We start from the raw sequence: 24,479 nt of genomic DNA, 5'->3' as shown, positions 1-24,479 counted from the left end.
GCGCTGCGGCGATCCGTGCGCACCGCCTCCCGCCGCGGCTTCCGCGGCTACGCCACCTCCACCGGAACGCCCATCACCTCCCGGGCGTGGCGGTTCGGCACCATGCCCAGATCCCAGGCCTGCCAGCCGGCCTCCAGCTGGACGCCCCGCTCCAGGACGAGGGCGTACGCCTCCGCGCAGTCCTCGACCTTGCCGTCCCGCGTCGGATGGCGGTCCCGGCGCAGCAGTGCCAGCTCCTCCTGCGCCACCGCCGTACCCACCTCCACGCCGCCCGGCGAGGCGTACGGGAGCAGGGTGCAGCGCAGGAAGCGGGCCCAGTCGGCGCCCCTGCGGTCGCCGTACGACAGGAAGAGCCGCTCCGACTCCCCGCACAGCTCCAGGGCCTGCGCCGCCTTCCCGTTCCCGGCGTCCACGATCGCCAGCTCAAGGCAGGTCCAGGCCTCGCCGTGGGCCACGCCGACGCGGTGGAAGTCCGCCCGGGCGTCCACCAGGAGCTGCCGGGCGAAGCCGGAGTTGCGCAGGTTGCCGGTCTGCGCCGCCCGCTGGTCGCGGGTGACCCGCCCCGAGTGGTGCCGGGCGCAGGCGAGCCCGTACACGTCCCTCATCCGGGAGAACATCGTGCGGGCCCGCTCCAGCTCCCGCACCGCCTTGTCCAGGTCCCCGCGCTCCTCCAGGGCGTGCCCCAGGTAGTACAGCGTCCAGGCCTCGCCCCGCGCGTCCTCCTGGTCGCGGTGGCGGGCGAGCGCCTGGCGCAGGCCCTCGACCGCGGGCGCCACCTCGCCCTCGACGAGCCGGGCGCGGGCGAGCTGGGTCAGCGCCCACGCCTCGCCGCGCCCGTCGCGGGTCCGCCCGTACAGCTCCAGAGCACGCCGCAGCTCGGCGTCCGCCCGCTCCACGTCGCCCATGCGCAGGCACACCTGGCCCAGCTGGAAGTGCGCCCAGGCCTCACCGTGCACGGACTCGTGCTCCCGGTGCAGCTCCAGGGCCGCGTGCAGCAGGGCCAGCGCCTCGGCCAGGTTGGCCCGGTCCCGTTCGACCGCCGCGAGGGCGTGCAGGGTCCAGCCCCGGTCGGCCGCGAGCGACTCGGGCTCCTGGAGCACCAGGGCCTCCCGCAGCTTCGTCGACGCCTCCGTCAGATTGCCCTGGTGGTGCAGTGTGATCCCGAGCGAGCAGAGCGCGAGCGCGGCCCCGGCGTCCTGGTGCGCCTCCTGGTAGAGGGAGACCACCGAGGTCAGCGTGGTGCGCGCCTTGTCGAGCTCGCCGAGCTGCCGGGCCGCGATACCGGTCCGCCACTGCACCGACCGGGACAGCAGCCCCTGCCCGACGGCGTCGGTCAGCTCGTTGATCTCGCCGAGCCGGTAGAGGTCGCCGCGCAGCAGGCAGTAGTCGCAGAGCGCGCCGAGCAGGTTCAGTACGGCCTGCTGGTCGACGCCCTCGGCGAGCCGCAGGGCCGCCGTGATGAAGCTCGACTCGTCGTCCAGCCAGCGCAGCGCGGCCTCCAGCGAGCCGAAGCCGTGCCCGTCGAACCGGGAAGCGCGGTTGACGCGTGTCGACATCTTGCCGTCGACCATCCGGATCACCGCGTTCGCGAGCTCCGCGTAGTTCTGGATCAGCCGCTCCTGCGCAGCCGCGATCGACGCCGCGTCCTCCTCGTCCCTGAGCCGGGCCGCCGCGAAACCGCGCACAGCGTCGTGCAGCCGGTACCGCTCTCCCCGGACATGGTCCAGCAGCCCGGCCCGGGCCAGCTCCGCCAGCAGCCGGGTCCCGTCCTGCCCGCTGCCGCCGAACAGCGCCCCGGCCGCGGCCGCGCCCAGCGAGGCCCTCCCGGCCAGCGCGAGCCGCCGCAGCAGCCGCCTGCCGTCCTCGTCGAGATCGGTGAAGTACCTTACGGAGAGCGCCCGTTCGAGCGGTGTCGGGCCCCAGCCGGGCCGGGCGAGCAGATGCGCCAGATCGCTCATCGAACGGCGGCCCAGCGAGGAACCGGCGACCCGCAGCGCCAGCGGCAGCCCGCCGCACAGCTCCCGGATCTCCTCGAACGCCTCGGAGTCGTAGGGCCCCGGGTCGGGCTCCCAGGCCGCCTCCCGCAGCAGCTCCTCCGCCCCGGCCGCGTCCAGCGCGGCCACCGGCAGCGCGTGCACCGACGCCGGTACGTCCCCGCCCAGGTCAAGCGGTTCGCGGCAGGTCACCAGGACCAGGCTGTCCGAGCGCTCGGGCAGCAGCGTGCGGACCTGCTCCGCCTCCACCGCGTCGTCGAGGATCACCGTCACCGCGAGCCCGGTCAGATGCTGGTGGTACAACTCGGCCAGCCGGCGCACCTGTTGCTCCGCCGAGGACCGTTCCCGGAACAGCAGCTGCTCGCGCGGCGCGCCGAGCCGGTTCAGCAGATGCAGCAGCGCCTCCCGGGTCGTCAGCGGCTTCTCGCCGGGTGTCCCGCCCCGCAGGTCCACCACGCACGCCCCGCGGAACTGGTCCCGCAGCGCGTGCGCCGCCCGTAAGGCGAGCGCCGTCCGGCCCGCGCCCTGCTCCCCGTGGAGCATCACGACCGTCGGCCGGGTCATGGTCGACGCCCGCCCGGCCTGCACCCACTGGGTGATCTGGGCCAGCTCGGCCCGCCGGCCCGCGAACGGCCCTCCCGGATCGGGCAGATGGCCGAAGGACTGCTCGAGGACCGTCCGCCGGCGGGCCGCCGCGCTGCGGTCGGCGCCGCGCAGCTGGGACACGACCTTCTGCGCGGGCGGCTGCGTCGTGGCGAGCAGCACCCGCTGCTGGTCGATGAACGGCCGTACGCCCCGGACGTCGAGCGCCGTCAGCCACTGCAGCCTGAGCTGCTCGGGCCCGCCCGGCTGGCCCAGGGCGCCCGCCCGGCGGTGCGCGGCGGGCCAGTGCCCCGCCGTCACCTTCAGGACCGTCGCCGCCGCGCCGGTCACGGCCACCACGGCCCCGGCGGCCAGCGCCGTCCCGGCCGCCGTGCCCAGCGCCAGGTCGGCGCCGAAGGCGGCGACCGCCGCGACGGCGGTCACCAGCGAGGGCGTTCCCACAGCGGCTCTGCTGAATCGATCCCCCAGCGAGCGGTGCGCCGCCTCCGTCTCCTCCAGGGCCCGCAGATAGGCCGTGTACTCCTCGCCCGCACCCGCCGCCATGGTGTCCAGCGCGGTCCGGCCGCGTGCCAGCAGAGCCGTGGCGTCGAGGCGGCCTCCGGAGCGCCGCACCTCCTCCTCCACGGCGCGTGCCAACAGCCGTTCGGCTTCGGCCCGGTGGCTGTCCCGCATGTACGTCCCCCTCCGAGAGCTTCCGCTTGCGGCCCCAAGTGTCCTGCGGGACGCGCGTCGGCGCGAGGGAGCGGGGGTGACCGGCGTCCCGAACGCCTGCCCCTCGACACGGCGTCCGATGGCGTTCATCTGCCGAATACCGCGTCCGGGTGACGCCCCGGAACCAATCCCTCGGAGGGCAGTTGATCAGCGTGCTTCGGCTAACGGAGCATTCCAGGGCCCTCGAGCTCAAGAAGGAAGACTCGTGATCAAGAAGGTTCTTGCTACGGCGGCAGTTGCGGCCTCGGTCGTCGGTGTGACGGCGACCGCTGCGTCGGCGGCCGGCAACGACGGCGGCAGCGCCAACATCATCGGCAACACGTCGAAGCAGTCGATCGGCAGCAACTCCACCGGTGGCTACATGAGCCCGAACTTCGGCCTCATCAACGGTGGCGTCCTGCACTGCTTCGACATCCAGAAGATCCAGGCGCAGGTCCCGGTCGGCGTCATCGCCGTCCCGGTCGCCGTCCAGGACGTCCTCGGCAACCCGATGTCGAACCAGACCTGCACCCAGAACTCGGTGCAGCAGAAGGGCGACGACGCCCTGTCGCACATCCTGGGCGAGGTTCTGTCCCAGAACGGGAACGTCGGCGGCTGAGTCAGACCGCACCGCTGAAAACGGCCCCGTTCCCCGCATTCGACCTGCGGGGAACGGGGCCGCTTTCCGTATCACTATCACTGCCCCGTTCGCGCGTCGCCACCCGTGGCGTACGACCGGGGTCTTGTCGTGTGCGCGAGGATGGAGACATGCCGAACAGACTGGCCCATGAGACGTCCCCCTATCTCCTGCAGCACGCCGACAACCCGGTCGACTGGTGGCCGTGGTCGGCCGAGGCGTTCGAGGAGGCGCGGCGCCGCGACGTTCCCGTGCTGCTCAGCGTCGGCTACAGCAGTTGTCACTGGTGCCATGTGATGGCCCACGAGTCCTTCGAGGACGAGGCCACCGCCGCACAGGTCAACGAACGCTTCGTCGCCGTCAAGGTCGACCGCGAGGAGCGGCCCGACGTCGACGCGGTCTACATGGAGGCCGTGCAGGCGGCCACCGGCCAGGGCGGCTGGCCGATGACCGTCTTCCTCACGCCCGACGCGGAGCCCTTCTACTTCGGTACGTACTTCCCGCCCGAGTCCCGGCACGGCATGCCCTCCTTCGGTGACGTCCTCGACGGCGTCGCCCGCGCCTGGGCCGACCGCCGCGAGGAGGTCGGCGAGGTCGCGGCGAAGATCGTCGAGGACCTCTCCGCCCGGTCGCTCGCCTTCGGCGGCGACGGCGTGCCGGGCGAGCAGGAGCTCTCGCAGGCGCTGCTCGGCCTGACCCGTGAGTACGACAGCCGCAGCGGCGGTTTCGGCGGGGCGCCCAAGTTCCCGCCGTCGATGGCGCTGGAGTTCCTGCTGCGCCACCACGCCCGTACGGGGGCCGAGGGCGCCCTGCAGATGGCCGCCGACACCTGCGAGGCGATGGCGCGGGGCGGGCTCTACGACCAGCTCGGCGGCGGCTTCGCCCGCTACTCGGTGGACCGCGAGTGGGTCGTCCCGCACTTCGAGAAGATGCTCTACGACAACGCCCTGCTGTGCCGGACGTACGCGCATCTGTGGCGGACCACCGGCAGCGACCTGGCCCGCCGGGTCGCCCTGGAGACCGCCGACTTCCTGGTCCGCGAACTGCGCACCCCCGAGGGCGGTTTCGCTTCCGCGCTCGACGCGGACAGCGCCGACGCCACGGGCAGGCACGTCGAGGGCGCCTACTACGTGTGGACCCCGGCCCAGCTCGCCGAGGTGCTCGGCGAGGAGGACGCGGCCTTCGCCGCGCGGTATTTCGGCGTCACCGACGAGGGCACCTTCGAGGAGGGCGCCTCCGTCCTCCAGCTTCCCCAGGACGCCGGTGTCGCCGACACGGACCGCGTCGCCTCCGTCCGGGAGCGGCTGCTCGCCGCCCGCGACCTGCGCGAACGCCCCGGCCGTGACGACAAGATCGTCGCCGCCTGGAACGGCCTCGCCATCGCGGCCCTCGCCGAGACCGGCGCCTTCTTCGACCGGCCCGATCTGGTGGAGCGCGCCACGGACGCCGCCGACCTGCTCGTACGGCTCCACATGAACGAGGGCGCGCGGCTCTTCCGTACCAGCAAGGACGGCAAGGCCGGCGCCAACGCCGGGGTCCTGGAGGACTACGCCGACGTCGCCGAGGGCTTCCTGACGCTCGCTGGAGTCACGGGCGAGGGTGTCTGGCTGGAGTTCGCGGGCTTCCTGCTCGACATCGTCCTCGACCAGTTCGTCGCCGAGGGCGGGGCGCTGTACGACACGGCCCACGACGCCGAGGCGCTGATCCGCCGCCCCCAGGACCCCACCGACAACGCGACGCCCTCCGGCTGGACGGCCGCCGCCGGCGCACTTCTCTCGTACGCCGCCCACACCGGCTCCGAGGCGCACCGTTCCGCCGCCGAGCGCGCGCTCGGTGTGGTCAAGGCGCTGGGCCCGCGCGCGCCGCGGTTCATCGGCTGGGGCCTGGCCACGGCGGAGGCCCTGCTCGACGGGCCCCGCGAGATCGCGGTGGTCGGCCCCGACGGCGACGACGCCCTGACCCGCGCGCTGCACCGCACCGCGCTGCTGGGTTCGGCGCCGGGCGCCGTGGTCGCCGTCGGAGCCCCGGACAGTGAGGAGTTCCCCCTGCTCAGGGACCGCCCGCTGGTGGTCGGCGGAGCCGCCGCGTACGTCTGCCGCCACTTCACCTGCGACGCGCCGACGACGGACCCGGCCGACCTGGCCCACGCGCTCTCCCGCTGAGGCTGCCGTCACGGACAGAGGAGGGAGGCGCCTCCGGCCGGCCGGTAGTCGCCCAGACCCCGCGGGATCTCGCTCGTGGAGTCGGGGCGGGCCTTCGGCAGCGGCCGGTCGGAGCGCAGCGCCTCGAAGACCTCCTCGGCGTGCTCCTCGTCCACCGCGACGGAGGACCCGACGCCCACGATGAGGGGATTGAAGCGGCGGATCGGCACCATCGCGAACTCCATGCGGTCCGGGGTGAGGTTCCGCAGCCGCGATCCGAGGACGAGCATCTCGGTGACGGTCAGGGAGCGCTCGACCGGAGCCGTGCCGCGCAGGGTGGCGGCGAGCTGCCGCAGCCGGGTGGGGGCGGCGAGGTCCGCCCGGATCGTCTTCAGCGTGTTGGCGACGAACCGCTGCTGCTTCTGGATCCGGCCGAAGTCCATCTTCCCGTCGGCGCGCCGCGACCGTACGTACTGGAGTGCCTCGCCGCCCCCGACGTGACGGGTGGTGCCCGCCGCCAGGTCGAGCCCGGTGACGTGGTCCTCGAGCGGTGTGTCGGTGCAGATCGGCACACCGCCCTCGACGCGGTTCACACCGTCGACGAAGCGCCGGAAGTCGATCTCCAGATAGCGGTGGACGGGCGTGCCCGTCATCCGCTCGACGGCCTCGACGGTGAACGCGGGCCCGCCCTCCGTGTGCGCCGCGTTGATCTTCGCCGGGTGGGGCTTGTGCGTCTTGCCCGTCCGCTGGTCGACGTGCTCCCTGTCGAACTCGGTGAGCGAGTCGCGGGGCAGACTCACCACGCTCACGCGGTCGTTCGCGGCCGAGATGTGCACCAGCATCATCACGTCGGTGCAGTCGCACCCCTTGCCGCCGGCGTGATAGCGCTTCAGCTCCGCGGCCGTGAGGCCCTCCCGGCTGTCCACCCCGGCCACCAGGACGGTGAGCCCGTGCCGGGGGGCCGGCAGCGTCGGCAGGGCCGCGGCGCCGGCGACCGCCCCCGACGCGAGGGTGACGAGCGCCGCGGAGGCGAACACGAGCCGGCCGGGGCGGCGGAATTTCCTGACGGTCACGGGGCACACCACCTGACTCCGAGAAAATGAGATGAGCGCACGATAGGCCTATATGCCTCGCACACAGGTTCGCGACGCGACATGGTGCGGACGAATCACTCTGCTGCGGGGGGTGTGTAATGATGCGAGAACCGCTGTGGATGGGAGGGAAGATGGCACCCGATCCCGGGAAATGGGAACGGATGGCCTTCATTCCGAAGAGCCGTTATGTGGCGGACCCGCCACCCGCCGACCGGGGACCCTTCCCCGTCTATTCCTCGCTGGTTCAGCAGTGGGCCCTGGCCGGGCGCACCGTTCCGGGGATGCCCGACCGCGAGTGGGAACGGCTGGTCTCGACGCCGGTCTGGCCGCGATGACGCGTCCCGCGCGGAAGCCTGGGCTCAATGGAGTGAATACCGGCCGGTCGGCGATAAGCCGGTTTCCTTTTCGGGGCATGGTCGTTGTGATGTGTGCGGCGGAGGCCGGGGGACTTCTTTGTCCCCCGGCGATTCGCGAAATCCGTGAAATTCCGTCCGCCGCGGAAGGGACGTAAGAGAAATGAAGTGCAAGAAGGCCGCGGTCGTCGTCGCCGGACTGTTCATGGCCCTGGGTGCCGCCGCCCCCGCGATGGCGGACGCCGACGCGTACGGTGCGGCCATCGGTTCGCCGGGCGTGCTGTCCGGGAACGTCGTCCAGGTTCCGATCCACGCTCCCATCAACGTCTGCGGCAACTCCGTGAACGTGATCGGGGTCCTGAACCCGGCCGCCTTCAACACCTGCATCAACGCCTGACACGTATTCAGGGCCGGTCCCCGGAGAGCCTTCGACGCTCCGGGGACCGGCCCTTTGCCATGCCCGCGCGGTCGGCGTTTCGCACCTCGTGTCTTCATTCCGGTGCCCCAACCGGGCGATGAAATACACCAATGGACTACTGATCAGGTCGGTGCCGCGTTCACGGTCGGCTCATTAGGAATACTTTCCGAGTATCGGACTGACGGTGCATCAAGCGGCGTGGATCGTGAAGGAGTGGGCCATGACCAACAGGAAGCGGAAGGCATCGAGAGTGTGGCTGGGGGTGTTCACCGCAGGTCTCCTCGCCTCAGGTTCCGTCGTGCTGTCCTCTCCCGTTCACGCCGCCGAATCCGTCACGACACGAGACCCCGAACCGACTCTCTCCACCGCACTGGGCGCGTTCCTCGAATCGGGACCGCCCGGCGTCGGCCGGATCGGCCAGCTGGAGCGATGGCTCGGCGGGCGGGAGCTCCGCGTCGGCCACACCTACCTCCCGGGCGACCTCTGGTCGAACATCGAGAGCCCGCCCGGCTTCCTGGACGCCTGGGCGGCCTGGCGCAACCAGCGGGCCGACCGGATGTTCGTCCTGAACGTCCCGATGCTGGAGCGGAACGAGGCCGGCGTCTCCGACCACGAGGTCCGCCGCCAGCTCCAGCTCGGCGCGGCGGGGTACTACGACCACCACTTCAAGAAGCTGGCGGAGCGGCTCGTCGGCCTGAAGGCCAAGGACACCGTCATCGTCCTCGGCTGGGAGATGAACGGCACGACGTACACCCACCGGTGTGCGCCCGATCCCACGTCGTGGAAGAAGTACTGGACGCGGATCGTCACCGCCATGCGGTCCGTTCCCGGCCAGGAGTTCCGCTTCGACTTCAATCCGAGCCGGGGTAGGGACGCCATTCCGTGGACGGAGTGCTATCCGGGTGACGACGTGGTCGACATCATCGGCATGGATTCGTACGACCAGCCGGCCGGGTCGGACTTCCAGCGGCACATCGACGAGCCGTACGGGCTGCAGAAGCAGGTGGACTTCGCGGCCGAGCACGGCAAGGAGATCTCCTATCCGGAATGGGGTCTCTTCCGGAACGGGGACAATCCCGAGTACATGCGCCGGATGCTCGAGTGGATCGACGAGCACCAGCCGCTGTACCACACGATCACGGACTACTGCCCGCACGGCGTCTGGCAGTGCGACAACAACCCGAAGTCCTCACAGGTGTTCCGGCAGATGCTGATGGGCGCCGAGCCGGAGGTCCCGGAGGTCCCGGAGATCCCGGAGGTTCCGACGGAGCCCGAGGTTCCCGAGGTGCCGGAGATCCCGGCCGAGCCCGAGCTGCCGGAGTTCCCCGAGTATCCGGAGATCCCGGACGTGCCCGAGTTCCCGGAGATCCCGGAGTACCCGGAGATCCCCGAACTCCCGGAGATTCCGGAGATCCCGGAGATCCCGGAGATTCCGGAGATTCCGGAGATCCCCGAACTCCCGGAGATCCCGGCCGAGCCCGAGATTCCCGAGCTGCCGACGCAGCCGGAGGAACCGACGGTCCCGGAGCCGAAGCCGGAGGTTCCGCCGAAGCCCGAGCCCAAGCCGGAGCCGAAGCCCGAGCCCAAGCCCGAGCCGAAGCCCGAGCCGAAGCCCGAGCCGAAGCCCGAGCCGAAGCCCGAGCCGAAGCCGGAACCGAAGCCCGAGCCCAAGCCGGAACCGAAGCCCGAGCCGAAGCCGGAACCGAAGCCCGAGCCGAAGCCCGAGCCCAAGCCGGACTGCTGGACCCTGGAACTCGGCTCGTGGGTCGAGAACTGGATCGGCGGGCCCGTCTGCGTCCCCAAGGAGACCTGGAAGGACGAGGGCGCCCTGGGCCTCGGCGACAGCGGCGACTGGGAGGAGATGCTGAACGGCGTCTGGCCCTTCTGACGCCGTCCCGCGCGGCGGCGGAGGAGATCATCCTCCGCCGCCGCGCGGCCGTCCCGGCAGCCGTTCGACCGCCCGCCCCACCCAGGCCCGTTCGCGGGCCTGCCGCGCCGCCCAGCGCCTGCCGTCCGCCGCGCCCGCGCGCAGCCACAGCAGCGGAGCCGTACCGGGACCCGCCAGCATCAGCCGCTGGTTGGGTACGGCCTCCGGCCGCCAGTGCCGCTTGTACGGTTCGTTCCCGCGCAGCATGCTCAGCGTGGCCCGCCCGCTCGCACCGGCTTCCCGGGCCCCGTGCCGCAGCAGCATCGTCGCGACGTCGACCTTCCGCGCGCGCAGCTCGGGATCGGCACCGTAGAGATAGCCGCCCGCGAGGCGGGGCGACATCAGGGTCAGGTCGGCGGCGACGACGTCCCCGCCCAGCCGGAACTCCGTCACCCGCGCGTCCCCGCCCTCGACCATCGGCCGCACGGCCCGCGCGAGATGCTGGGCGAACCGGTCGCTGGTGTGCTCGGCGGTCACGCCCCGCCCCTGCCACTGCAGCCGGTGCAGCCTCAGCAGCCGGTCGAGCGCGGCCGGCACCTCGTCGCCGGGCACGATCCGCTCATCGATCCCGAGCGCGTCCAGCTTGCGCAGCTTCGCCCGCACCCGCTGCTGGGCCTTGCCCGTGGGGATCCGTTCGAGCAGGGAGTCCACCGGCTGGGCGGGGAGCTCCAGGCAGAGCGAGTCGGGGAGCCGTCGGCGCGGCCCCCGCCAGCGGGCGAAGACCTGCTCGGCCGACGCCCCCGGCCGCACCTCGCGCAGATCGATCACCGCGCCGCGCGCCAACCCGGCCAGCGCATCGGCCAGCGCGGCGGCGGCCCCGGGGCAGGCGTCGTCGAGCAGGACGTCCGTGAAGTCGGTGATCGCGCCACCGAGCTGGGTGAGGACCGGGAGCGGGCCGCGGGCGCGCATCAGGGGCGCCGCCGCGACCAGTTCGCCGTCCTCCCGCCGTACGAGCACGAGCCGCAGCGCGCCCGGCCTGCCGTACGACACCCACCAGGAGTGCAGCCAGGAGTGGGACTGGAAGGGAGTGGCCGTGGAGCAGCGGGCGTACAGCGACGCCCAGCGCTCGCCGAGCCGGCCGAATTCCGCGCCGTCCCGGCAGACCTCGCTTCTCCAGCCGCCGGACCGGCCGTCCCCGGACCGACCGTCCCCCGACCCTCCGTCCCCGGACCGGCCGTCCCCCGACCCGCCGTGTCCCGACACCCCGTCCCTCGTCACACCGTCTCCGACGCCGGTTCGGGCTGGGTCCTGCCCGCCGCCGGGCCGGGGACGGGGGCCGTGGCCGGACGGGAGTGCCGGGCCTCTGCGCGCGCCGCGCGCTGGGGGCGTACGAGCAGCGCCAGACCACCGAGCAGCCCGCCCGCGCAGCCGCCGACCAGCGCCGAGAGGGAGGCCGACGGCGACACGGGCGCCGCCGGCTTGGTCGCCCGGGAGAACTGCACGACCTTCACGCCCGTGCTCCCCGAGACCTGTGTGCTGTTGAGGATCAGGGAGCGGGCGACGCCGTCCGCCATGGCGACGGCCTTGCCCGGCGTGGTGGACCGTGCCGTGAGGGAGATCATCGGCGCGTCGGGGGAGGTCTCCGCCTGCACGCTCTCGCGCAGGGTCGCGGCGGAGACCCCCGACCACACCTGGGCGTCGCCGGTGACCGCGATGTCGGTGGCGACCCTGCCGTACGCCTGGGCGAAGCCGAGCGCCGCGGCCGGGTCGGACTTCTCGCCGGGGACCACGATGACGTAACTCGTGGCCGCGTACTGCGGGGTCTTCACGGCCCCGTAGCCGCCGCCGAGCACCGCGCCGATCAGTACGGACGAGGGCAGCACCCACCAGCGGCGAGGGGTGCGCAGGGCCGTCGCGAGACGGGAGCGTCGGGGACTCAGGGAGCTCATCGGTGACTCACTTCGCAAGGAGAGGGGTGCCGTGGACGGCCTGTTCGTAGAGGGACATCAACTGCCGGGCGCTGTGCGCGATGTCGTAGCGGCGTGCCGCGGCGGGCTGCGGCAGCCGGGTGAGCCGGGCGTCGCGGATGCCGCGCAGCGCCGAGATCAGCTCGGGTACGGACTCGCCGACCCGCCGGGCCCCGGGCGCCTCGTCCGGCGGCAGGTCGTCGATCGCCGGGCAGGCCACGTACAGCGCGGGCAGCCCGGCGGCCAGTGCCTCGACGACCGCGAGCCCGAAGGCCTCGTCGGGGGAGGTGGAGACGAAGACGTCCATCGCCGCGAGCAGCGACGGAAGACCGGGGTCGGGCGAGAACGCGGGCGGCGGGTCCTCGCAGGCGCCCGGCAGGAGCACCCGGTCGGCGGCCCCGCACTCGCGCGCGACGGCGAGGAGCCGTGTGCGCTCCTCCCCGTCGCCGACGAGCAGCAGCCGTGCCTCGGGCACCGACGCCACCGCCCGTACGAGCCGGTCGAAGCGCTTGCCCGGGGCGAGCCGTCCCACCCCGCCGACGACGAACGCGTCGTCCGGCAGGTCGAGCTGCTTCCTGGCGATCCGGCGCGCGTCCTCGTCGTAGCCGAAGCGGGCCCGCTCGATGCCGTTGGGGACGACCCGGACACGGGAGGGCGTCACCCCCCACGCCTCCAGACGGCGGGCGACGCTGGGCGAGACGGCGACCGTCGCCGTGCCCAGCCGCTCGGTGGCCCGATAGAGCGCACGGGTTCCGGACGACAGCGGCCGTCCCTCGATCTGGGTCTCCCCGAGGGAGTGCTCGGTCGCGACGACGGCACGGACACCGCCGAGGCGCGCGGCGATCCTGCCGTACACGCACGCCCGGTAGAGATGGGTGTGGACGAGGTCGTACCCGCCCCGGCGGACCAGTCCCGTGAGGCGGGGGAGCGCGCGGAGGTCGCGGTTGCCGGTCATGCCGAGATGCGTGACCGGGACCCCGTCGGACTCCAGGCCGCGGGCGACCGGGCCCGGGTTGGTGAGCGTGACGACCTCACTGCGGACCGGGAGATGACGCAGCATCAGCCGGAGCTGCTGCTCGGCGCCGCCGATGCCGAGGCCGGTGATGACGTGGAGGACCTTCACGACGCCTCCCGTACGGCGTCGCGGCCGGACATCGCCTCGAGGCCGGCGCCGGTACGGGTGGCGTTGCCGAGGCCGAGGCCGATGCCGAGGCCGTCGTCGAGGTCGCGGGGACGCCGGCGGCGCAGGGGGTGCAGGACGCGCTTGGCTGCGAGGCGCAAAGGAGTGTCCTGCTCGTCGATGTGAACCCGGGGCAGCGCGTGCGCGCAGGTCAGCGGGCCGGGGTCGACGGCGCAGCCGTACCGGTACCCCGCCTCCCGCACAGCCCGCACCGCGCGCGCGTCGATGTGCCCGTACGGGTAGCAGAATCCCTGCACCGGGCCGCCCGTGATCTCCTCCAGGAGCTCGCGGCTGCGGCGGGTCTCCTCGGCGAGCGTCGCGGTGTCGACCGTGGGCAGCGAGACGTGCCGCAGCCCGTGCGAGCCGATCTCCATGCCGGCCCGGGCGACGGCCACGATGCCGTCCTCCGTCAGCAGCGGTTTGCGCGGGCCGTCGTCGTCCCAGGCGTTCTCGCCGCCGATCCGGCCGGGCAGGACGTAGACGGTGGCGGTGAAGCCGTGCCGGCGCAGCAGCGGCAGGGCCGAGTCGGCGAAGTCGGCGTACCCGTCGTCGAAGGTGAGGCCGACGAGTCCCTTCGCGCGGCCCGCCGCCGTCGCGTCGAGCAGCTCGCGTACGGAGACACCGCGCAGGCCCCGGTCGTTGAGCCAGTGCAGCTGCCGGGCGAAGCGCACGGGGGAGACGGTCACCCGGTACGGGTCATCCCTGGTGTCGGCGATCGAGTGGTACATCGCCACCCACGGAGGCGGTTTGGGCAGCAGTCGACGGATCGAGGCGGCGCGTGGCGCCGTGGCATCGGGCATGGGCGAGCCTTCGTGACGCGGTGCGGGTGAGGGGAGGGATGTCCGGCGCATGGGCGGAGCAGGCGAGGAGGAGCAGGAAGACGGCGGCGCAGACCGCGCACGCGACGGCGAGCGAGAGGAGCACGGGCTCGATCAGGACCGAGCAGAGCCAGCCGGCGGCGGTGGCCCAGGCGGCGGCGGTGGCGAGCCGCAGGAGTCCCTCGCCGAGGTAACGGATCCGGACCGGGATGGCCTGGCGGCGGGCGCCGAGCAGCATCATCGCGGCGGTGAGCGTGATCCCGAGGGCGTTGGCTGCGGCGATGCCGACGGCGCCCCAGAGGCCGGCGCCGGCGACGCCGGCCACGGCGGTCGCGGCGAGGCCGACGGCCATGGCGGCGGCCGGGTACCAGAGCGGGCGGGAGGCGGAGAAGTAGCAGCGGACGAGTGTGCCGACCGTCGTCTGACCCAGCAGGCCGAGGGCGTAGACGCGCATCACGGCGGCGGTCGCGGCGGTGTCGGAGCGGTCGAACGCGCCGCGCTGGAAGAGGAGTTCGACGATCTGGGGGGCGGCCGCGATGACGATCGAGGTGCCCGTGAGGACGACCACGGCGGCGAGCAGCAGGTCCCGCTCGACACGGCGGCGCGCGCCGTCCGTGTCGCCCGCCGCCATGGCGCGGGCGACGACGGGGAAGCTGACCGTGCACAGCATCAGCGAGAGGATCATCGGCATCTGCGCGACCTTCTGCGCGTAGTTCAGATGCGAGATCGCGCCGGAGGGCAGCGGTGAGGCGAGGAAGCGCTCGATGAGGATCTGGGACTGGCGGGAGACGGTGAAGGCGATGACGGGGGCGATGAGCCCGAGCACCAGGAGCCGTCCGTCGGCGGCCGGCGTGCCGCGCGAGACTCGTGGTGTGCGCCGCAACTCCCGTACGAGGTAGGGCGCCTGGACCGCCACCATCAGCACGCCGCCGACGGCGACCCCCGCGGCCGCCGCCCGGACGCCGAAGGGCTCGCGCAGCGCCACGATCGTGCCGATGATGCCGACGTTGTACGCGACGTAGATGGCGGCCGGCGGGAGGAAGGAGCCGTGTGCGCGGAGCGCGGCCGAGCAGTAGCCGGCGAGGGCGAAGGTCAGCACGCAGGTCGCGGTCAGCCGGGTGCAGTCGACGGCGAGCCGCGGGTCGGGGAGACCGGGCGCGAGGGCGGCGACGAGGAGCGGCGCGGCGAGGACCAGGAGGCCGGCGAGGGCGGACATGACGAGCGCGAGCCGGGGCAGCGTGGAGCGTACGAGCGCGCGGACGGCGCCGCGGCGGGTGAGGGCGCGGCTGAACGCGGGCACGAGGATGAGGGCCATCGCGTCCTCGATGAGCAGCGTCGACGCGAACTCGGGCACGGTCCAGGCGACGAGGAACGCGTCGGTCTCCGCCCCGGCGCCGAAGTAGCGCGCGAGGCTCTGGTCCCGTACGAGACCGAGTACGGCCCCCGCCGCGGTGAGCCCGGCCGTCACGGCCGCGGCCCGCGCGAGGAACCCGCCGGAGCGGGCGGGCTTCGGCGCCCTGTGCCGGGCGCGTCCGCGTGCCGGGACGCCCTCGTCGCGCGGCGGACGGGGCCGCCAGTCGTCGGGGTACTCCACGGCCCGGTCCGCCCGGTGGACGTGCGGCTGGACGGCGGTCGCACCACCGGCCCGGGCGCCCCCCGGACCGGCGCCCGCGCCGGAACGGCCGCCGGGACCCCCGCCGAGGTGTGCACCGGTGTACGCGCCGGGGCGCACCGTCGCTCGGGTGCCCGGCCCGGGCCACGGGCCGGTTCGCGGCCCGGTGTCGGTGCCGCCTCCGCCGGAGCCCTGACCGCCCGTCGCACCCGCGGGACTCGGACGCGGACCGGCACCCGGACCCCGGCCCTGGCCCACCGAGCCCTGGCCCGCGGGGCCTTCGGGGAGCCGGAGCGGCGGGGAGTCCGGGACGGGGGAGGCCGTGCCCGCCCAGCGGCGGCCGCCCACCGGGAGGTCGGGCATGGGCCACGGGTCCGCCCAGACCGGCGGTCCCGCGGCCCTCGGGCCCTCCGGAGCGGACACCCGGTCCGTGGACTCGGGCTCCCCGCCCCATGGGTCACGCACGTTTCACCTCCGCCAGCGCCCACCAGGCCGCGAGCCCGAGGACGACCGACATCAGGACCGTCGAAGGCCCCCCGATGTCCGCGTAGAAGAAGTCGATGAGCTGCCACGACAGCACGCCGATGGCGACGAGCCCCATCCGCCGCACCGCCCCCACGAGCAACGCCGCCCAGCTGCCCATGAGGGCGAGCAGCCCCAGCAGCCCCTGTTCGCTGAGCACCAGCAGGTACATGTTGTGCGGGGACAGCAGCGGCTGACGGTGGAACGCGGCGCCCGCGCCCGCCGTGTCGCTGCCCGACGACAGCGCCAGCGAGGCGTGCGAGTCCCGGTACGCCGGGAAGCCCTTGAGCCCCACCCCGGTCAGCGGATCCGACCGCCACATCTCCCCGGCCGCCGCCCACATCGTGTACCGGTCCGTCACCGACTGGTCCGGCGCGCCCGCCACCTGCGTGATGCTGGCGACCCGCTCCTTCACCATGGCCGAACCGACCCCGAGCCCGCCCACCAGGACCACCGCCAGCGCGCCCGCCGCGAGCGCCACCCGCCCCGCCCGTCGCAGCCCCGACAGCACCAGCTGGATCGCGACCGTCAGCACCGTCGCGATCCACGCGCCCCGGCTGAACGAGAGCACGAGGGGGACGAACAGCAGCCCGGCGCAGACCAGCGCCGCGGTACGGGCCCGGCCCCGCCCGCTCCCCAGCGCGATCCCGGTGACGATGACCAGGCCGTACGCGACGACCGTCGCCATCCCCATCACGTCCGTCGGACCGAACGTCCCGACCGCACGGATGTCCTCGCCCTGGTACGACGCGCCCGTCCCGGTCAGGTACTGCGTGACCCCGACCGCGCCCTGGAGCAGCGCCAGCCCGACCAGCGCCCAGGCGACCACCGCGAAGTCCCGCCGGTCGCGGATCATCAGCAGCACGGCGGCCGGGACGAGTACGAAGACCTGGACGTACCGGGCGACCCCCGGGAGGCTCGCCGCCGGGTCGTTCGAGGTGATCGCCGCCAGACAGATGCCGAGCACCGGCAGCCCGAGCACGACCGCGGCCGCGCGGCTCAACGGCCGCGCTCCGCTGCGGACCACCCGCACCAGACAGATCAGCACGAGCAGCCCCGAGGCCGCGTCCGCGATCGTTCCCGTACCGCCGGTGCCGCCCTCGGCGCCACCGCCGCCCGGGACGAGCAGCAGCGCGATCACCGCGAGGACCGGGGACAGCGCCCAGATCCGGCGCGTCCAGTCCCGTACGCCGGTCCCAGGCGTCCCAGTCGTCCCAGCCGTCCCGGGGAGCGCCCAGGCCGCCGTCGCCATCATCAGCTCCCCGCCGGCCGGACCAGGCCCGCCGCGGTGCGCAGCAGGATCCGGACGTCCTGCCAGAGCGACCAGTGGTCGATGTAGTGGTTGTCGAAGCGGCAGCGGTCCTCGATGGAGGTGTCGCCGCGCAGCCCGTGCACCTGGGCCAGGCCCGTCAGCCCGACGGGCATCCGGTGCCGGTCCGCGTAGCCGGCGTGCGCACGGCTGAACTGCGTGACGAAGTACGGACGTTCGGGGCGCGGCCCGACCAGGCTCATGTCCCCGCGCAGCACGTTCCACAGCTGCGGCAGCTCGTCGAGCGAGGACTTCCGCAGGAAGCCGCCGACCGCGCTCATCCGCCGGTCCTCGGCGACGCTCCACCGGGTCGCCGACTCGGTCTCGTCGGCCGGCCGGATCGTACGGAACTTCAGCAGCGTGAACAGCCGCCCGTGCTGCCCCACCCGCTCCTGCCGGAAGAGCACCCCGGGCCCGTCGGAGAGCCGTACCGCCAGCGCGCACAGCAGCAGCACGGGCAGGGCCAGCACGAGCGCGGGACCGGCCAGGGCCACGTCCAGCGCGCGCTTCGCGCCCTGTCCCGGCCGCTCGTCCAGCGGGACCAGACGACGGCAGGCGTACCCCCACAGGTGGTCGCCCATCGGCCCGCCGTGATCCCGGCCGCCCACCCGCCAGGTGGTGCAGCCGTAGTGCTGGAAGAGCGTCACCAGGCTGCTGTCGTCGGTCAGGAGGACGGCGTCGCGGACCGTGTTCTGGATGACCGCCCGGTGGATCTCCTCGGACGAGGTGAGCACCGGAAGCCCGGGCTCCCCGTCCGCCCGCGACCCGACGATCCCGACCGGCCTGATGCCGTACTCCGGGTGCTGCGCGAGCGCCGCCGCGAACCTGCGGGCTGCGGCGGGACCGCCGACGACCAGCGCGGAGCGCGGATGCGTCCGGGCCCTGCGCCGCCTGACGGCGTGCACCGCTGCACGGGCCAGGGCTACGGCGGCGAGCTGTGTCGCGTAAGCGGAGCAGAGCGCGACCGGACCGATGGCCAGGGCCGGGGCGAACGCGGCGACGGCCGCCGCGGCCACGCACCAGGCCACACCGGCGCGCGCGGCGAGCGCCGGCAGTTCGTCCAGTACGCAGGCGGCGACGCCGGACGGCCGGTGCAGGCCCCCGTGCGCGTTGACGACGAGCACGCACACGGCGACCAGCAGGAACAGCCGGAGCCCGCGCTGTGGTTCGGGCAGCAGCGCGGCCGCGATGAGCACGGCGAGACCGTCGGCCGCGATCAGCGGTACGGCGGTCAGCCGTGGCGGCGCGGGCCGGCGCGGCGGCAGCGCGAGCCGGTCGGGCCGGCCGCGCTGCGGTGCGAGGGAGGCGCGTCCGGGGCCGGGGCCCTGGACCGTCGAGGGCCAGGGGCCCGGTGAAGGAGGAACGCTGGTGCTTTCCGTGGTCACGGCGAAATCGGCTCTCTGTGCTCGGTGCACCGCACTCCGGCCAGCTCGCGGTACACGTCCGCGACGGCCGCGCCGGTGCGCCGCACATCGAATCTGCTGAGTACGTGTTCGTGGGCCTCACGGCCCAGGGTTCGCCGCGGCTCCGGCCCGCCGAGCAGGCGGCCGACGGCGGCGGCGAGGGCGGCCGGGTCCTCGGGCGGGACCAGGCACAGGGGTTCGTGGCCGGGCGGCAGGCTCTCGCGCGCCCCGTCCACGTCGCTGACGACGACCGGGCGTCCGCTCGCCATCGCCTCCAGGGGCGCGAGCGCCATGCCCTCCCAACGGGACGGCAGGACGACGAGATCGGCCGCCCGGTACCAGGGCGCGGTGTCGTCGACGTTGCCGGTGAACCGCACCGACGGCGGAGCCGCGGCCCGCAGCCGCTCCGCGTCGGGCCCGTCGCCGACCAGGACGAGCCGGGCCGTGGGCACCTGCTCCAGGACGGCGGGCCAGGCGGCGAGCAGGACGTCCTGCCCCTTCTGCCGGCAGAGCCGCCCGACGCAGACGACGGTGGGCCCGTCGGCGGAGCCGTCGGAGCCGGTGTCCGCCACGGCGGCCGTGGACGTCCCGAACCGCTCGACGTCCACACCGTTGTGGATGACCGACCAGGGCGCGCGGACGCCCGCGGCCTCGCCGGTGCGGCGCTCCGCCTCACTGACGCAGACGATCCGGTGCGTCCAGCGCGCCGCCCACGCCTCCCAGCGGCGGGCCGCCGCGGCGACGGCGCCGTCGACCGCCTCGAAGGACCAGGCGTGCGGCTGGTACACCGTCGGGATCCGGCCGCGCACGGCCAGCCGGGCGCAGAGCCCGGCCTTGGCGCTGTGCGCGTGGACCAGGGCGGGGCGGACCGTACGGATCACCCGCGCCAGGTGCCGGGTCTCGCCGACCAGACGGGGACCCGGATCGCGCCCGGCCCGCCAGTCGTACGGCTCCGCGCCCTCGGCCCGGACGGCCGAGGCCAGCGCGGTGCCGGGCGGGCACGCGACGGACACCCGCAGCCCCTCTTCGAGCTGGGCGCGCACGAGGTCGACGACGACCCGCGCGACCCCGCCGTCACCGGGCTGGACCGCGTGCAGAACGGAGAAGGAACGCATGTCAGCGCCCGACGTCCGCCTGGAGGAAGAGCGCTCCGAAGCGAATGTGGAATCGGTCGGCTCCATGGCGCAGCGCACCCCCGTCGTCCGCGGAATGGGAGGAATCCGCCGCGTTCCCCAACTCGGTAACGTGAAAGCCCTGCTTGGACGGGAGCGCTGCGGCGGAGGCGGCCGGCGGCGTGACGGGCAGGGCCGCACACGACCGGGCACACGACAGACCGCGGCGCACAGCACGACCCGCTGAATTCCGCATAGTGGTTCTCCGCTTTGATGAGAGAAGCAAGGGAACACCCGTGTAGACCGGGGGAGAAGAAGATGTCGACCGCGCGAAAGGGATGTTCGCGCGGCTGGACCGTAGGCGACGCTCGGGAACGTTATAGCCCCGACGTCGGGCGATAGTAAGCATTAGATGCTCACAAACGCTAACTCCCGCATCTGCTCGGCAGTTTCCTCGTTGAGCGTGTTGCGCCATTCTTCGGTCAGTCGCTCGAATGGCCCTCTTATGGCCCAAAGATCGGTTGAACGTCACCCGTTCGGGAGAGCAACCGATGAATTGCGGAAGCGTTGTTGAAGGAGCCGGGCGAAACCGTCCGTGCCGTCTCGCAGGTTCGTCAACAATCGAGGAGCGCTTCTCCATGTCCCGTATCGCGAAGGCTGTAGTCCTGTCCGTGGGTGTCGCCGCGTCCGTCGCGGGTGCCGCCGGTGTCGCCGCTGCCGACTCCCTGGCCGAGGGCGCTGCCGTCAAGTCCCCGGGCGTCCTGTCCGGCAACGTCGTCCAGGCGCCGGTCCACGTGCCGGTCAACGTCTGCGGCAACACGGTCAACGTCATCGGCGCCCTGAACCCCGCCTTCGGCAACACCTGCGCCAACGTCTGATCTCGCACGCCGGATCGTGGTCCTTCCGAGGCCGGCGCGCCGCCCCTGTACCCGGGGTGGCGCGCCGGCCTTCTGCATCATTCGGACGCACCCTCGTGCGCCGCCCGGTGCAACGGCGTACGCCCCTCGGAGGAGCAGGTCAGAGCGGCGGATTCACCCGAACGGAGGGGGTGGCGCTCCGTAGTTCTCCTGTTGCGGAGCGCTATGTGTGCAGCGCACGGTGGCCGTGATGTTGTCCGACGCATAAGGAAAAGGAACACATATGCGTCCCCTCGCTTGCAGCCGCCTCACCGTCCTGGCGATATCCGCCACCCTCACCCTCGGCGCGGCCGGAACCGCCGTCGCCGACGAACACCACCAGTCCCGCGTCCCGGCCGCGACAGCCGAGGCGCCGCCCCACTCCGAGATCGAGGCGCTCAAGGCGAAGGTCACGACGGCGGTCGACGCCGCCAAGGGCATCACGCCGGCCTCGCGCCCCGGTACCCCGGTCTCCTTCTACGGGGCGCCGACCGCGAAGGCCGCGGCCGCCGACCCCGTCTCCGACGCCCTCGCGGCCGTCCAGAAGGTGATCGCCGATCTCCTCGCGACGGTCACCGGCGGTGTCGGCAGTCTCGTGCCCCAGGTCACCGCGACCGTCACCTCGCTGATCGACTCGGTTCTCTCCGGGGTGCTCGGCGGACTGCCGGCGCTGCCGGAGATCCCCGTCGAGGTGCCCACGCTTCCGGTCGAGGTGCCGGCGGTGGCGGTGCCGCCGGTGGAGCTTCCCGCGGCGGAGCTTCCCGAGGTCGAACCGCCCGAGCTGGACCTGCCCGAACTGGACCTGCCGGTCCGCTGGTAGCTCCGCCTCACCACCCGACGCCGTGCCGCCCGGTCACCCGGACGGCACGGCGTCCGGGTATCCGATCCGCAAATAGCACCGGGTCCAGTCATTCGAGTGCAGTGGAGAGAAATCCCGCCTCTCGGAGTTTCCGTGGAGCGCACCTCTCGTTACAGAAGGCAGAACGACGTACAGGAATCGGCCAAGAGGCCTGTACAGCAAGCGACTTGCCTGCACAGTTACGCCAAGAGGAAGGATTCGATTCATGAAGCCCACCAAGGTTGCCGCGGTCGTCGCCGGTTCTGTGATGGCCCTGGGTGCCGCCGCGCCCGCCATGGCCGCCGAGGCGATGATGCCCACCAGCCTGAACGGTGGACTCGGGGCGCTCGCCAGCGAGGGCCTGAAGACGGACGCGCTGAGCAGCACCACCGACGGCTCCGTCGTCAAGACCGTGGGAGACACCGCCAACCAGCTCAACAAGACGACCCAGAGCGCCCCGCTGCTCGGCGGCCTCCCGATCGGCGGCTGACCCTCTCTCCCCGCATGACTGCCTGACCCGCGCCGCTCCCCGGCGTGGCGGACCGCGCCCGCGGTCCCGATCCTCCTGGATCGAACCCTCGCTCCGCCTGGCCCCGGGCGGACGCCCTCACCGAGCGTATGCCGCCACCCACAGTGATCGGCTGATCGAATGATTTTCAGATCGGCTGCCGTGTGGTCGCGGCTCCCGCGGTGTGCCGCTCCTTAGGCTCTCGCCGACCCCTCACGGAAGGTCGGCCCATGGAGAGACCGAGGGCGGCAGCGCTCGAACTCGCGCCGCTGTCCGCGGCGCCGCTGCCCGGTGTCCCTGAGCCTGACGTTCCGTAACCAGTGCGTCAGGTGGACCGACGCGTTGAGTGCGTGGACAGGCCGGTCGGAGCGAGGGGGGTCCCGCCGGTCTCTCCCTTCTCCAGAGGAAGATCGGTATGCGATCCAACATCAGCCGAAAGCTGATCACCGCAGCGGCGACGACGGGAATCCTGTCGCTGACGGGAGGTCTCGCGCTGGCGGCGAACTCCCTGAGCGGCACCGGCCGTTCGCCAGACCCCGGCTCGGGTCACCACGTCCAGGCCCCCGTCCCGCCGGACCTGTGCGGCGACCACGCGCCGTTCGCCCATGTCCCGCCCTCCGTGCTCGCGGAACTGTGCGGCCCGCCGTCGGACGAGGAAGAGCCCGGCGGCTACGGGGACGACGAGACCACGCCGCCGACGAAGCCGCCGACGACTCCGCCGACGACTCCGCCTACGAAGCCGCCGACGACTCCGCCTACGAAGCCGCCGACGACTCCGCCCACGAAGCCGCCGACCACGCCTCCGACGAAGCCGCCCACGAAGCCGCCGACCACGCCTCCGACGAAGCCGCCGACGACTCCGCCCACGAAGCCGCCGACCACGCCTCCGACGAAGCCGCCGACGACTCCGCCGACGAAGCCGCCGACCAAGCCTCCGACGACTCCGCCCACCACGCCGCCGACGAAGCCGCCGACCAAGCCTCCGACGACTCCGCCCACCACGCCGCCGACGAAGCCGCCGACCTCGTCCCCGAGCCACCCCGGCGGGCCGGGCGGGCCCGGGGAGTCGCACGGCCCCGACAAGCCGCACCTTCCCGACACGGGCGCCGACTCGGTGACGATGGGCGCGGCGGCGATCAGCGCGGCCCTGATCATCGGCGGAACCGTGGTCTACCTCCGGGCCGGCCGCGTCGTCGGCGCCGGACGCCGTGAGCGCCGGCACTGACGTTCCGTACTGACGACACGTCAACGAAGACCCCCGCCGTCACCGGTGGGGGTCTTTCACGTTGCTGCAGACAGGGGAATTTCGCGACGTTCCCTCCGCCGGGCTCGTTCTCAGTGCGCAGTACCTCAGTAACGTCGACACTTGCTCTGAAGGGCCTACGCAGTCATGAATCTGCGCTCTCACGCCGGCATGGGAATCCTCATGACCGCTCTCGCCTCCGCGGCCATGGCCTCCCCCGCCGTCGCCGCCGACGCGCCGGTCGTCGTTCCGCTCCAGGGACTGGAGCCGGTGATCCCGATGGACGCCCCCACGGTCGCCAGCGGGGTTCCCCTGCCCGTGCCGGGCGGCCCCACCGGCTTTCAGGAGGGGCAGGCCGGTCTGCTGCCGGACGTGGCCCTGCCCCGCGTGCCGTTCACGAGCACGCTCCCGGAGACCGTCCTCGCCGCGCAGCTGCCCGAGGTCATCGAGGGCAGCGAGCCGGGCAAGGCCCTCTTCACCACCCCGCGCTCGGAGATGGTCGCCGCCACCCCGGGCGCCACGGTCGGCAACCCGGTCGTCGCGCCGCGCGGCGACCGGCTCGGGCTGCCGGACCTCGCGGTGCCCGAGGTCGGAGTCGTCGCCCCGATGCTGAGCGGAGCGCTGGACTCCCAGCTGGGTCTGGCGCAGTAGACGGCCTGACGGCGTTCGTTTGTACGACCAATGGCCTGGCGGGTGAAGGCACGATTCTTCCCCGCCACCCGAGGGGTCGTTGCTCGTTACAACGGAAGGCTGGTCGCATGGCCGTGGCCCGCAGATCCCGGGCCCGTTCCGTCGTATCCGACGGCGGGCGGACCCACCGGTTCTGCGGGCCTTCCCTCACCTTCAGTCCCGTCCGGCGTAATGGCCGTGACCCATGTGCCGTTTCGGCGTTGAACGGGAATGTCGGCCGTGATTCTCGCGGTCGCCTTTCCACGTCCAAGGAGTTCTTGATGTCTCGCATCGCGAAGGCTGCCGCTGTTCTCGCCGGCACGGGTGCCGTTGCCCTCAGCGGAGCCGGCATGGCCGTCGCCGACTCGGGCGCCCACGGTGTCGCCGCCCACTCGCCCGGCGTCGGGTCGGGCAACGCCGTCCAGGTCCCGGTCCACGTGCCGGTCAACCTGTGCGGCAACACCGTCACGGTCATCGGGCTGATCAACCCGGCGTTCGGCAACCAGTGCGCGAACGTCGACGGGCACGGCGACGGCGGCTACGGCGGCTGAGGCCGACCCCTCGTCATCGACGTCCCCCCGGCCGGTCGGCCGGGGGGACGTTCT

General features: G+C 73.1%; 20 protein-coding genes and 1 pseudogene. 10 read left to right on the top strand and 11 right to left on the bottom strand.

The window, feature by feature from the left end:
• Nucleotides 1-47: 47 nt before the first annotated feature.
• Nucleotides 48-3,269, bottom strand: a complete 3,222-nt coding sequence (locus tag ACF1G2_RS15640; RefSeq protein ID WP_391798782.1) for a tetratricopeptide repeat protein — start codon at nucleotides 3,267-3,269, stop codon at nucleotides 48-50.
• Between the two features lie 244 nt (nucleotides 3,270-3,513).
• On the opposite strand from ACF1G2_RS15640, the gene ACF1G2_RS15635 reads away from it, so the two are divergent.
• Nucleotides 3,514-3,906 (top strand): rodlin, encoded by a 393-nt coding sequence (locus tag ACF1G2_RS15635; protein ID WP_391798781.1) that lies wholly within the window; start codon nucleotides 3,514-3,516, stop codon nucleotides 3,904-3,906.
• Nucleotides 3,907-4,055: 149 nt separating this feature from the next.
• Complete coding sequence (locus tag ACF1G2_RS15630; protein ID WP_391798780.1) at nucleotides 4,056-6,086, top strand: thioredoxin domain-containing protein; 2,031 nt, start codon at nucleotides 4,056-4,058, stop codon at nucleotides 6,084-6,086.
• Nucleotides 6,087-6,094: 8 nt separating this feature from the next.
• Here the strand turns inward: ACF1G2_RS15630 and ACF1G2_RS15625 are convergent, their stop codons facing one another.
• Entirely contained in the window at nucleotides 6,095-7,138 is a 1,044-nt protein-coding gene (locus ACF1G2_RS15625; protein WP_391798779.1) for an LCP family protein, read from the bottom strand.
• A 152-nt stretch (nucleotides 7,139-7,290) separates the two neighbouring features.
• Here ACF1G2_RS15625 and ACF1G2_RS15620 point away from each other — a divergent pair, with 152 nt between their 5' ends.
• The 3 genes and pseudogenes from ACF1G2_RS15620 to ACF1G2_RS15610 all read left to right on the top strand — a co-directional run.
• Nucleotides 7,291-7,494 carry a hypothetical protein gene (locus tag ACF1G2_RS15620; protein WP_383778796.1) on the top strand — a complete coding sequence of 68 codons (204 nt, stop codon included), beginning with the start codon at nucleotides 7,291-7,293 and terminating at the stop codon, nucleotides 7,492-7,494.
• A 181-nt stretch (nucleotides 7,495-7,675) separates the two neighbouring features.
• Entirely contained in the window at nucleotides 7,676-7,909 is a 234-nt protein-coding gene (locus ACF1G2_RS15615; RefSeq protein ID WP_383225215.1) for a chaplin, read from the top strand.
• Nucleotides 7,910-8,150: 241 nt separating this feature from the next.
• A pseudogene (locus tag ACF1G2_RS15610) lies at nucleotides 8,151-9,149 on the top strand (glycoside hydrolase family 26 protein); the annotation flags it as partial.
• A gap of 696 nt (nucleotides 9,150-9,845) precedes the next feature.
• Here the strand turns inward: ACF1G2_RS15610 and ACF1G2_RS15605 are convergent.
• The 8 genes from ACF1G2_RS15605 to ACF1G2_RS15570 all read right to left on the bottom strand — a co-directional run bounded on the left by ACF1G2_RS15605 (nucleotide 9,846) and on the right by ACF1G2_RS15570 (nucleotide 19,723).
• Nucleotides 9,846-10,910, bottom strand: a complete 1,065-nt coding sequence (locus ACF1G2_RS15605) for a GNAT family N-acetyltransferase (RefSeq protein WP_391799032.1) — start codon at nucleotides 10,908-10,910, stop codon at nucleotides 9,846-9,848.
• Between the two features lie 161 nt (nucleotides 10,911-11,071).
• Nucleotides 11,072-11,746, bottom strand: a complete 675-nt coding sequence (locus ACF1G2_RS15600) for a lipopolysaccharide biosynthesis protein (protein WP_391798778.1) — start codon at nucleotides 11,744-11,746, stop codon at nucleotides 11,072-11,074.
• Between the two features lie 7 nt (nucleotides 11,747-11,753).
• Nucleotides 11,754-12,887 carry a glycosyltransferase gene (locus ACF1G2_RS15595; protein ID WP_391798777.1) on the bottom strand — a complete coding sequence of 378 codons (1,134 nt, stop codon included), beginning with the start codon at nucleotides 12,885-12,887 and terminating at the stop codon, nucleotides 11,754-11,756.
• The gene (locus tag ACF1G2_RS15590; RefSeq protein WP_391799031.1) at nucleotides 12,884-13,672 is read right to left on the bottom strand and encodes a polysaccharide deacetylase family protein; all 789 of its coding nucleotides are present in this window, start codon (nucleotides 13,670-13,672) and stop codon (nucleotides 12,884-12,886) included. The genes ACF1G2_RS15595 and ACF1G2_RS15590 overlap by 4 nt, the downstream gene beginning before the upstream one ends.
• A complete protein-coding gene (locus ACF1G2_RS15585) occupies nucleotides 13,641-15,356 on the bottom strand; it encodes a lipid II flippase MurJ (protein ID WP_391799030.1) in 1,716 nt (571 codons plus the stop codon). The genes ACF1G2_RS15590 and ACF1G2_RS15585 overlap by 32 nt, the downstream gene beginning before the upstream one ends.
• A gap of 475 nt (nucleotides 15,357-15,831) precedes the next feature.
• A complete protein-coding gene (locus ACF1G2_RS15580) occupies nucleotides 15,832-17,151 on the bottom strand; it encodes an O-antigen ligase family protein (RefSeq protein WP_391798776.1) in 1,320 nt (439 codons plus the stop codon).
• Nucleotides 17,151-18,590, bottom strand: coding sequence for an exopolysaccharide biosynthesis polyprenyl glycosylphosphotransferase (locus ACF1G2_RS15575; RefSeq protein WP_391798775.1), 1,440 nt, complete (start codon nucleotides 18,588-18,590; stop codon nucleotides 17,151-17,153). Before ACF1G2_RS15575 ends, ACF1G2_RS15580 begins: the two co-directional genes overlap by 1 nt.
• Nucleotides 18,587-19,723, bottom strand: a complete 1,137-nt coding sequence (locus ACF1G2_RS15570) for a glycosyltransferase (RefSeq protein WP_391798774.1) — start codon at nucleotides 19,721-19,723, stop codon at nucleotides 18,587-18,589. Before ACF1G2_RS15570 ends, ACF1G2_RS15575 begins: the two co-directional genes overlap by 4 nt.
• 635 nt (nucleotides 19,724-20,358) lie before the next feature.
• Between ACF1G2_RS15570 and ACF1G2_RS15565 the strand changes: the two genes are divergently transcribed.
• The 3 genes from ACF1G2_RS15565 to ACF1G2_RS15555 all read left to right on the top strand — a co-directional run bounded on the left by ACF1G2_RS15565 (nucleotide 20,359) and on the right by ACF1G2_RS15555 (nucleotide 21,944).
• A complete protein-coding gene (locus ACF1G2_RS15565) occupies nucleotides 20,359-20,598 on the top strand; it encodes a chaplin (RefSeq protein WP_391798773.1) in 240 nt (79 codons plus the stop codon).
• Nucleotides 20,599-20,860: 262 nt separating this feature from the next.
• The gene (locus tag ACF1G2_RS15560) at nucleotides 20,861-21,436 is read left to right on the top strand and encodes a hypothetical protein (RefSeq protein WP_391798772.1); all 576 of its coding nucleotides are present in this window, start codon (nucleotides 20,861-20,863) and stop codon (nucleotides 21,434-21,436) included.
• A gap of 244 nt (nucleotides 21,437-21,680) precedes the next feature.
• On the top strand, nucleotides 21,681-21,944 hold the full coding sequence (locus ACF1G2_RS15555; protein WP_391798771.1) for a hypothetical protein: 264 nt from the start codon (nucleotides 21,681-21,683) through the stop codon (nucleotides 21,942-21,944).
• Nucleotides 21,945-22,631: 687 nt separating this feature from the next.
• Here the strand turns inward: ACF1G2_RS15555 and ACF1G2_RS15550 are convergent.
• Nucleotides 22,632-23,117 (bottom strand): hypothetical protein, encoded by a 486-nt coding sequence (locus tag ACF1G2_RS15550; protein WP_391798770.1) that lies wholly within the window; start codon nucleotides 23,115-23,117, stop codon nucleotides 22,632-22,634.
• A 271-nt stretch (nucleotides 23,118-23,388) separates the two neighbouring features.
• Here ACF1G2_RS15550 and ACF1G2_RS15545 point away from each other — a divergent pair, with 271 nt between their 5' ends.
• Both ACF1G2_RS15545 and ACF1G2_RS15540 read left to right on the top strand, forming a co-directional pair.
• Nucleotides 23,389-23,856: a hypothetical protein gene (locus tag ACF1G2_RS15545; RefSeq protein WP_391798769.1), complete on the top strand. Its 468-nt coding sequence runs from the start codon at nucleotides 23,389-23,391 to the stop codon at nucleotides 23,854-23,856.
• Between the two features lie 299 nt (nucleotides 23,857-24,155).
• On the top strand, nucleotides 24,156-24,425 hold the full coding sequence (locus tag ACF1G2_RS15540) for a chaplin (RefSeq protein ID WP_361668066.1): 270 nt from the start codon (nucleotides 24,156-24,158) through the stop codon (nucleotides 24,423-24,425).
• Nucleotides 24,426-24,479: the final 54 nt, after the last annotated feature.

Origin of the sequence: Streptomyces sp. NPDC013457 (assembly GCF_043089925.1) — a bacterium.
In the GTDB taxonomy this organism is placed as follows: domain Bacteria; phylum Actinomycetota; class Actinomycetes; order Streptomycetales; family Streptomycetaceae; genus Streptomyces.
Note: the sequence above shows the minus strand (reverse complement) of the source record. Positions and strands in the feature narration are given on the sequence as shown.

Excerpts from the sequence above, each read along its gene's own strand:
- ACF1G2_RS15620 (WP_383778796.1), top strand. The coding sequence starts at position 7,291 with ATGGCACCCGATCCCGGGAAATGGGAACGGATGGCCTTCATTCCGAAG.
- ACF1G2_RS15615 (WP_383225215.1), top strand. The coding sequence starts at position 7,676 with ATGAAGTGCAAGAAGGCCGCGGTCGTCGTCGCCGGACTGTTCATGGCC.
- ACF1G2_RS15545 (WP_391798769.1), top strand. The coding sequence starts at position 23,389 with ATGACCGCTCTCGCCTCCGCGGCCATGGCCTCCCCCGCCGTCGCCGCC.
- ACF1G2_RS15590 (WP_391799031.1), bottom strand. The coding sequence starts at position 13,672 with ATGTACCACTCGATCGCCGACACCAGGGATGACCCGTACCGGGTGACC.
- ACF1G2_RS15560 (WP_391798772.1), top strand. The coding sequence starts at position 20,861 with ATGCGTCCCCTCGCTTGCAGCCGCCTCACCGTCCTGGCGATATCCGCC.
- ACF1G2_RS15630 (WP_391798780.1), top strand. The coding sequence starts at position 4,056 with ATGCCGAACAGACTGGCCCATGAGACGTCCCCCTATCTCCTGCAGCAC.
- ACF1G2_RS15570 (WP_391798774.1), bottom strand. The coding sequence starts at position 19,723 with ATGCGTTCCTTCTCCGTTCTGCACGCGGTCCAGCCCGGTGACGGCGGG.
- ACF1G2_RS15600 (WP_391798778.1), bottom strand. The coding sequence starts at position 11,746 with ATGAGCTCCCTGAGTCCCCGACGCTCCCGTCTCGCGACGGCCCTGCGC.
- ACF1G2_RS15555 (WP_391798771.1), top strand. The coding sequence starts at position 21,681 with ATGAAGCCCACCAAGGTTGCCGCGGTCGTCGCCGGTTCTGTGATGGCC.
- ACF1G2_RS15580 (WP_391798776.1), bottom strand. The coding sequence starts at position 17,151 with ATGATGGCGACGGCGGCCTGGGCGCTCCCCGGGACGGCTGGGACGACT.
- ACF1G2_RS15565 (WP_391798773.1), top strand. The coding sequence starts at position 20,359 with ATGTCCCGTATCGCGAAGGCTGTAGTCCTGTCCGTGGGTGTCGCCGCG.
- ACF1G2_RS15640 (WP_391798782.1), bottom strand. The coding sequence starts at position 3,269 with ATGCGGGACAGCCACCGGGCCGAAGCCGAACGGCTGTTGGCACGCGCC.
- ACF1G2_RS15540 (WP_361668066.1), top strand. The coding sequence starts at position 24,156 with ATGTCTCGCATCGCGAAGGCTGCCGCTGTTCTCGCCGGCACGGGTGCC.
- ACF1G2_RS15550 (WP_391798770.1), bottom strand. The coding sequence starts at position 23,117 with ATGATCAGGGCCGCGCTGATCGCCGCCGCGCCCATCGTCACCGAGTCG.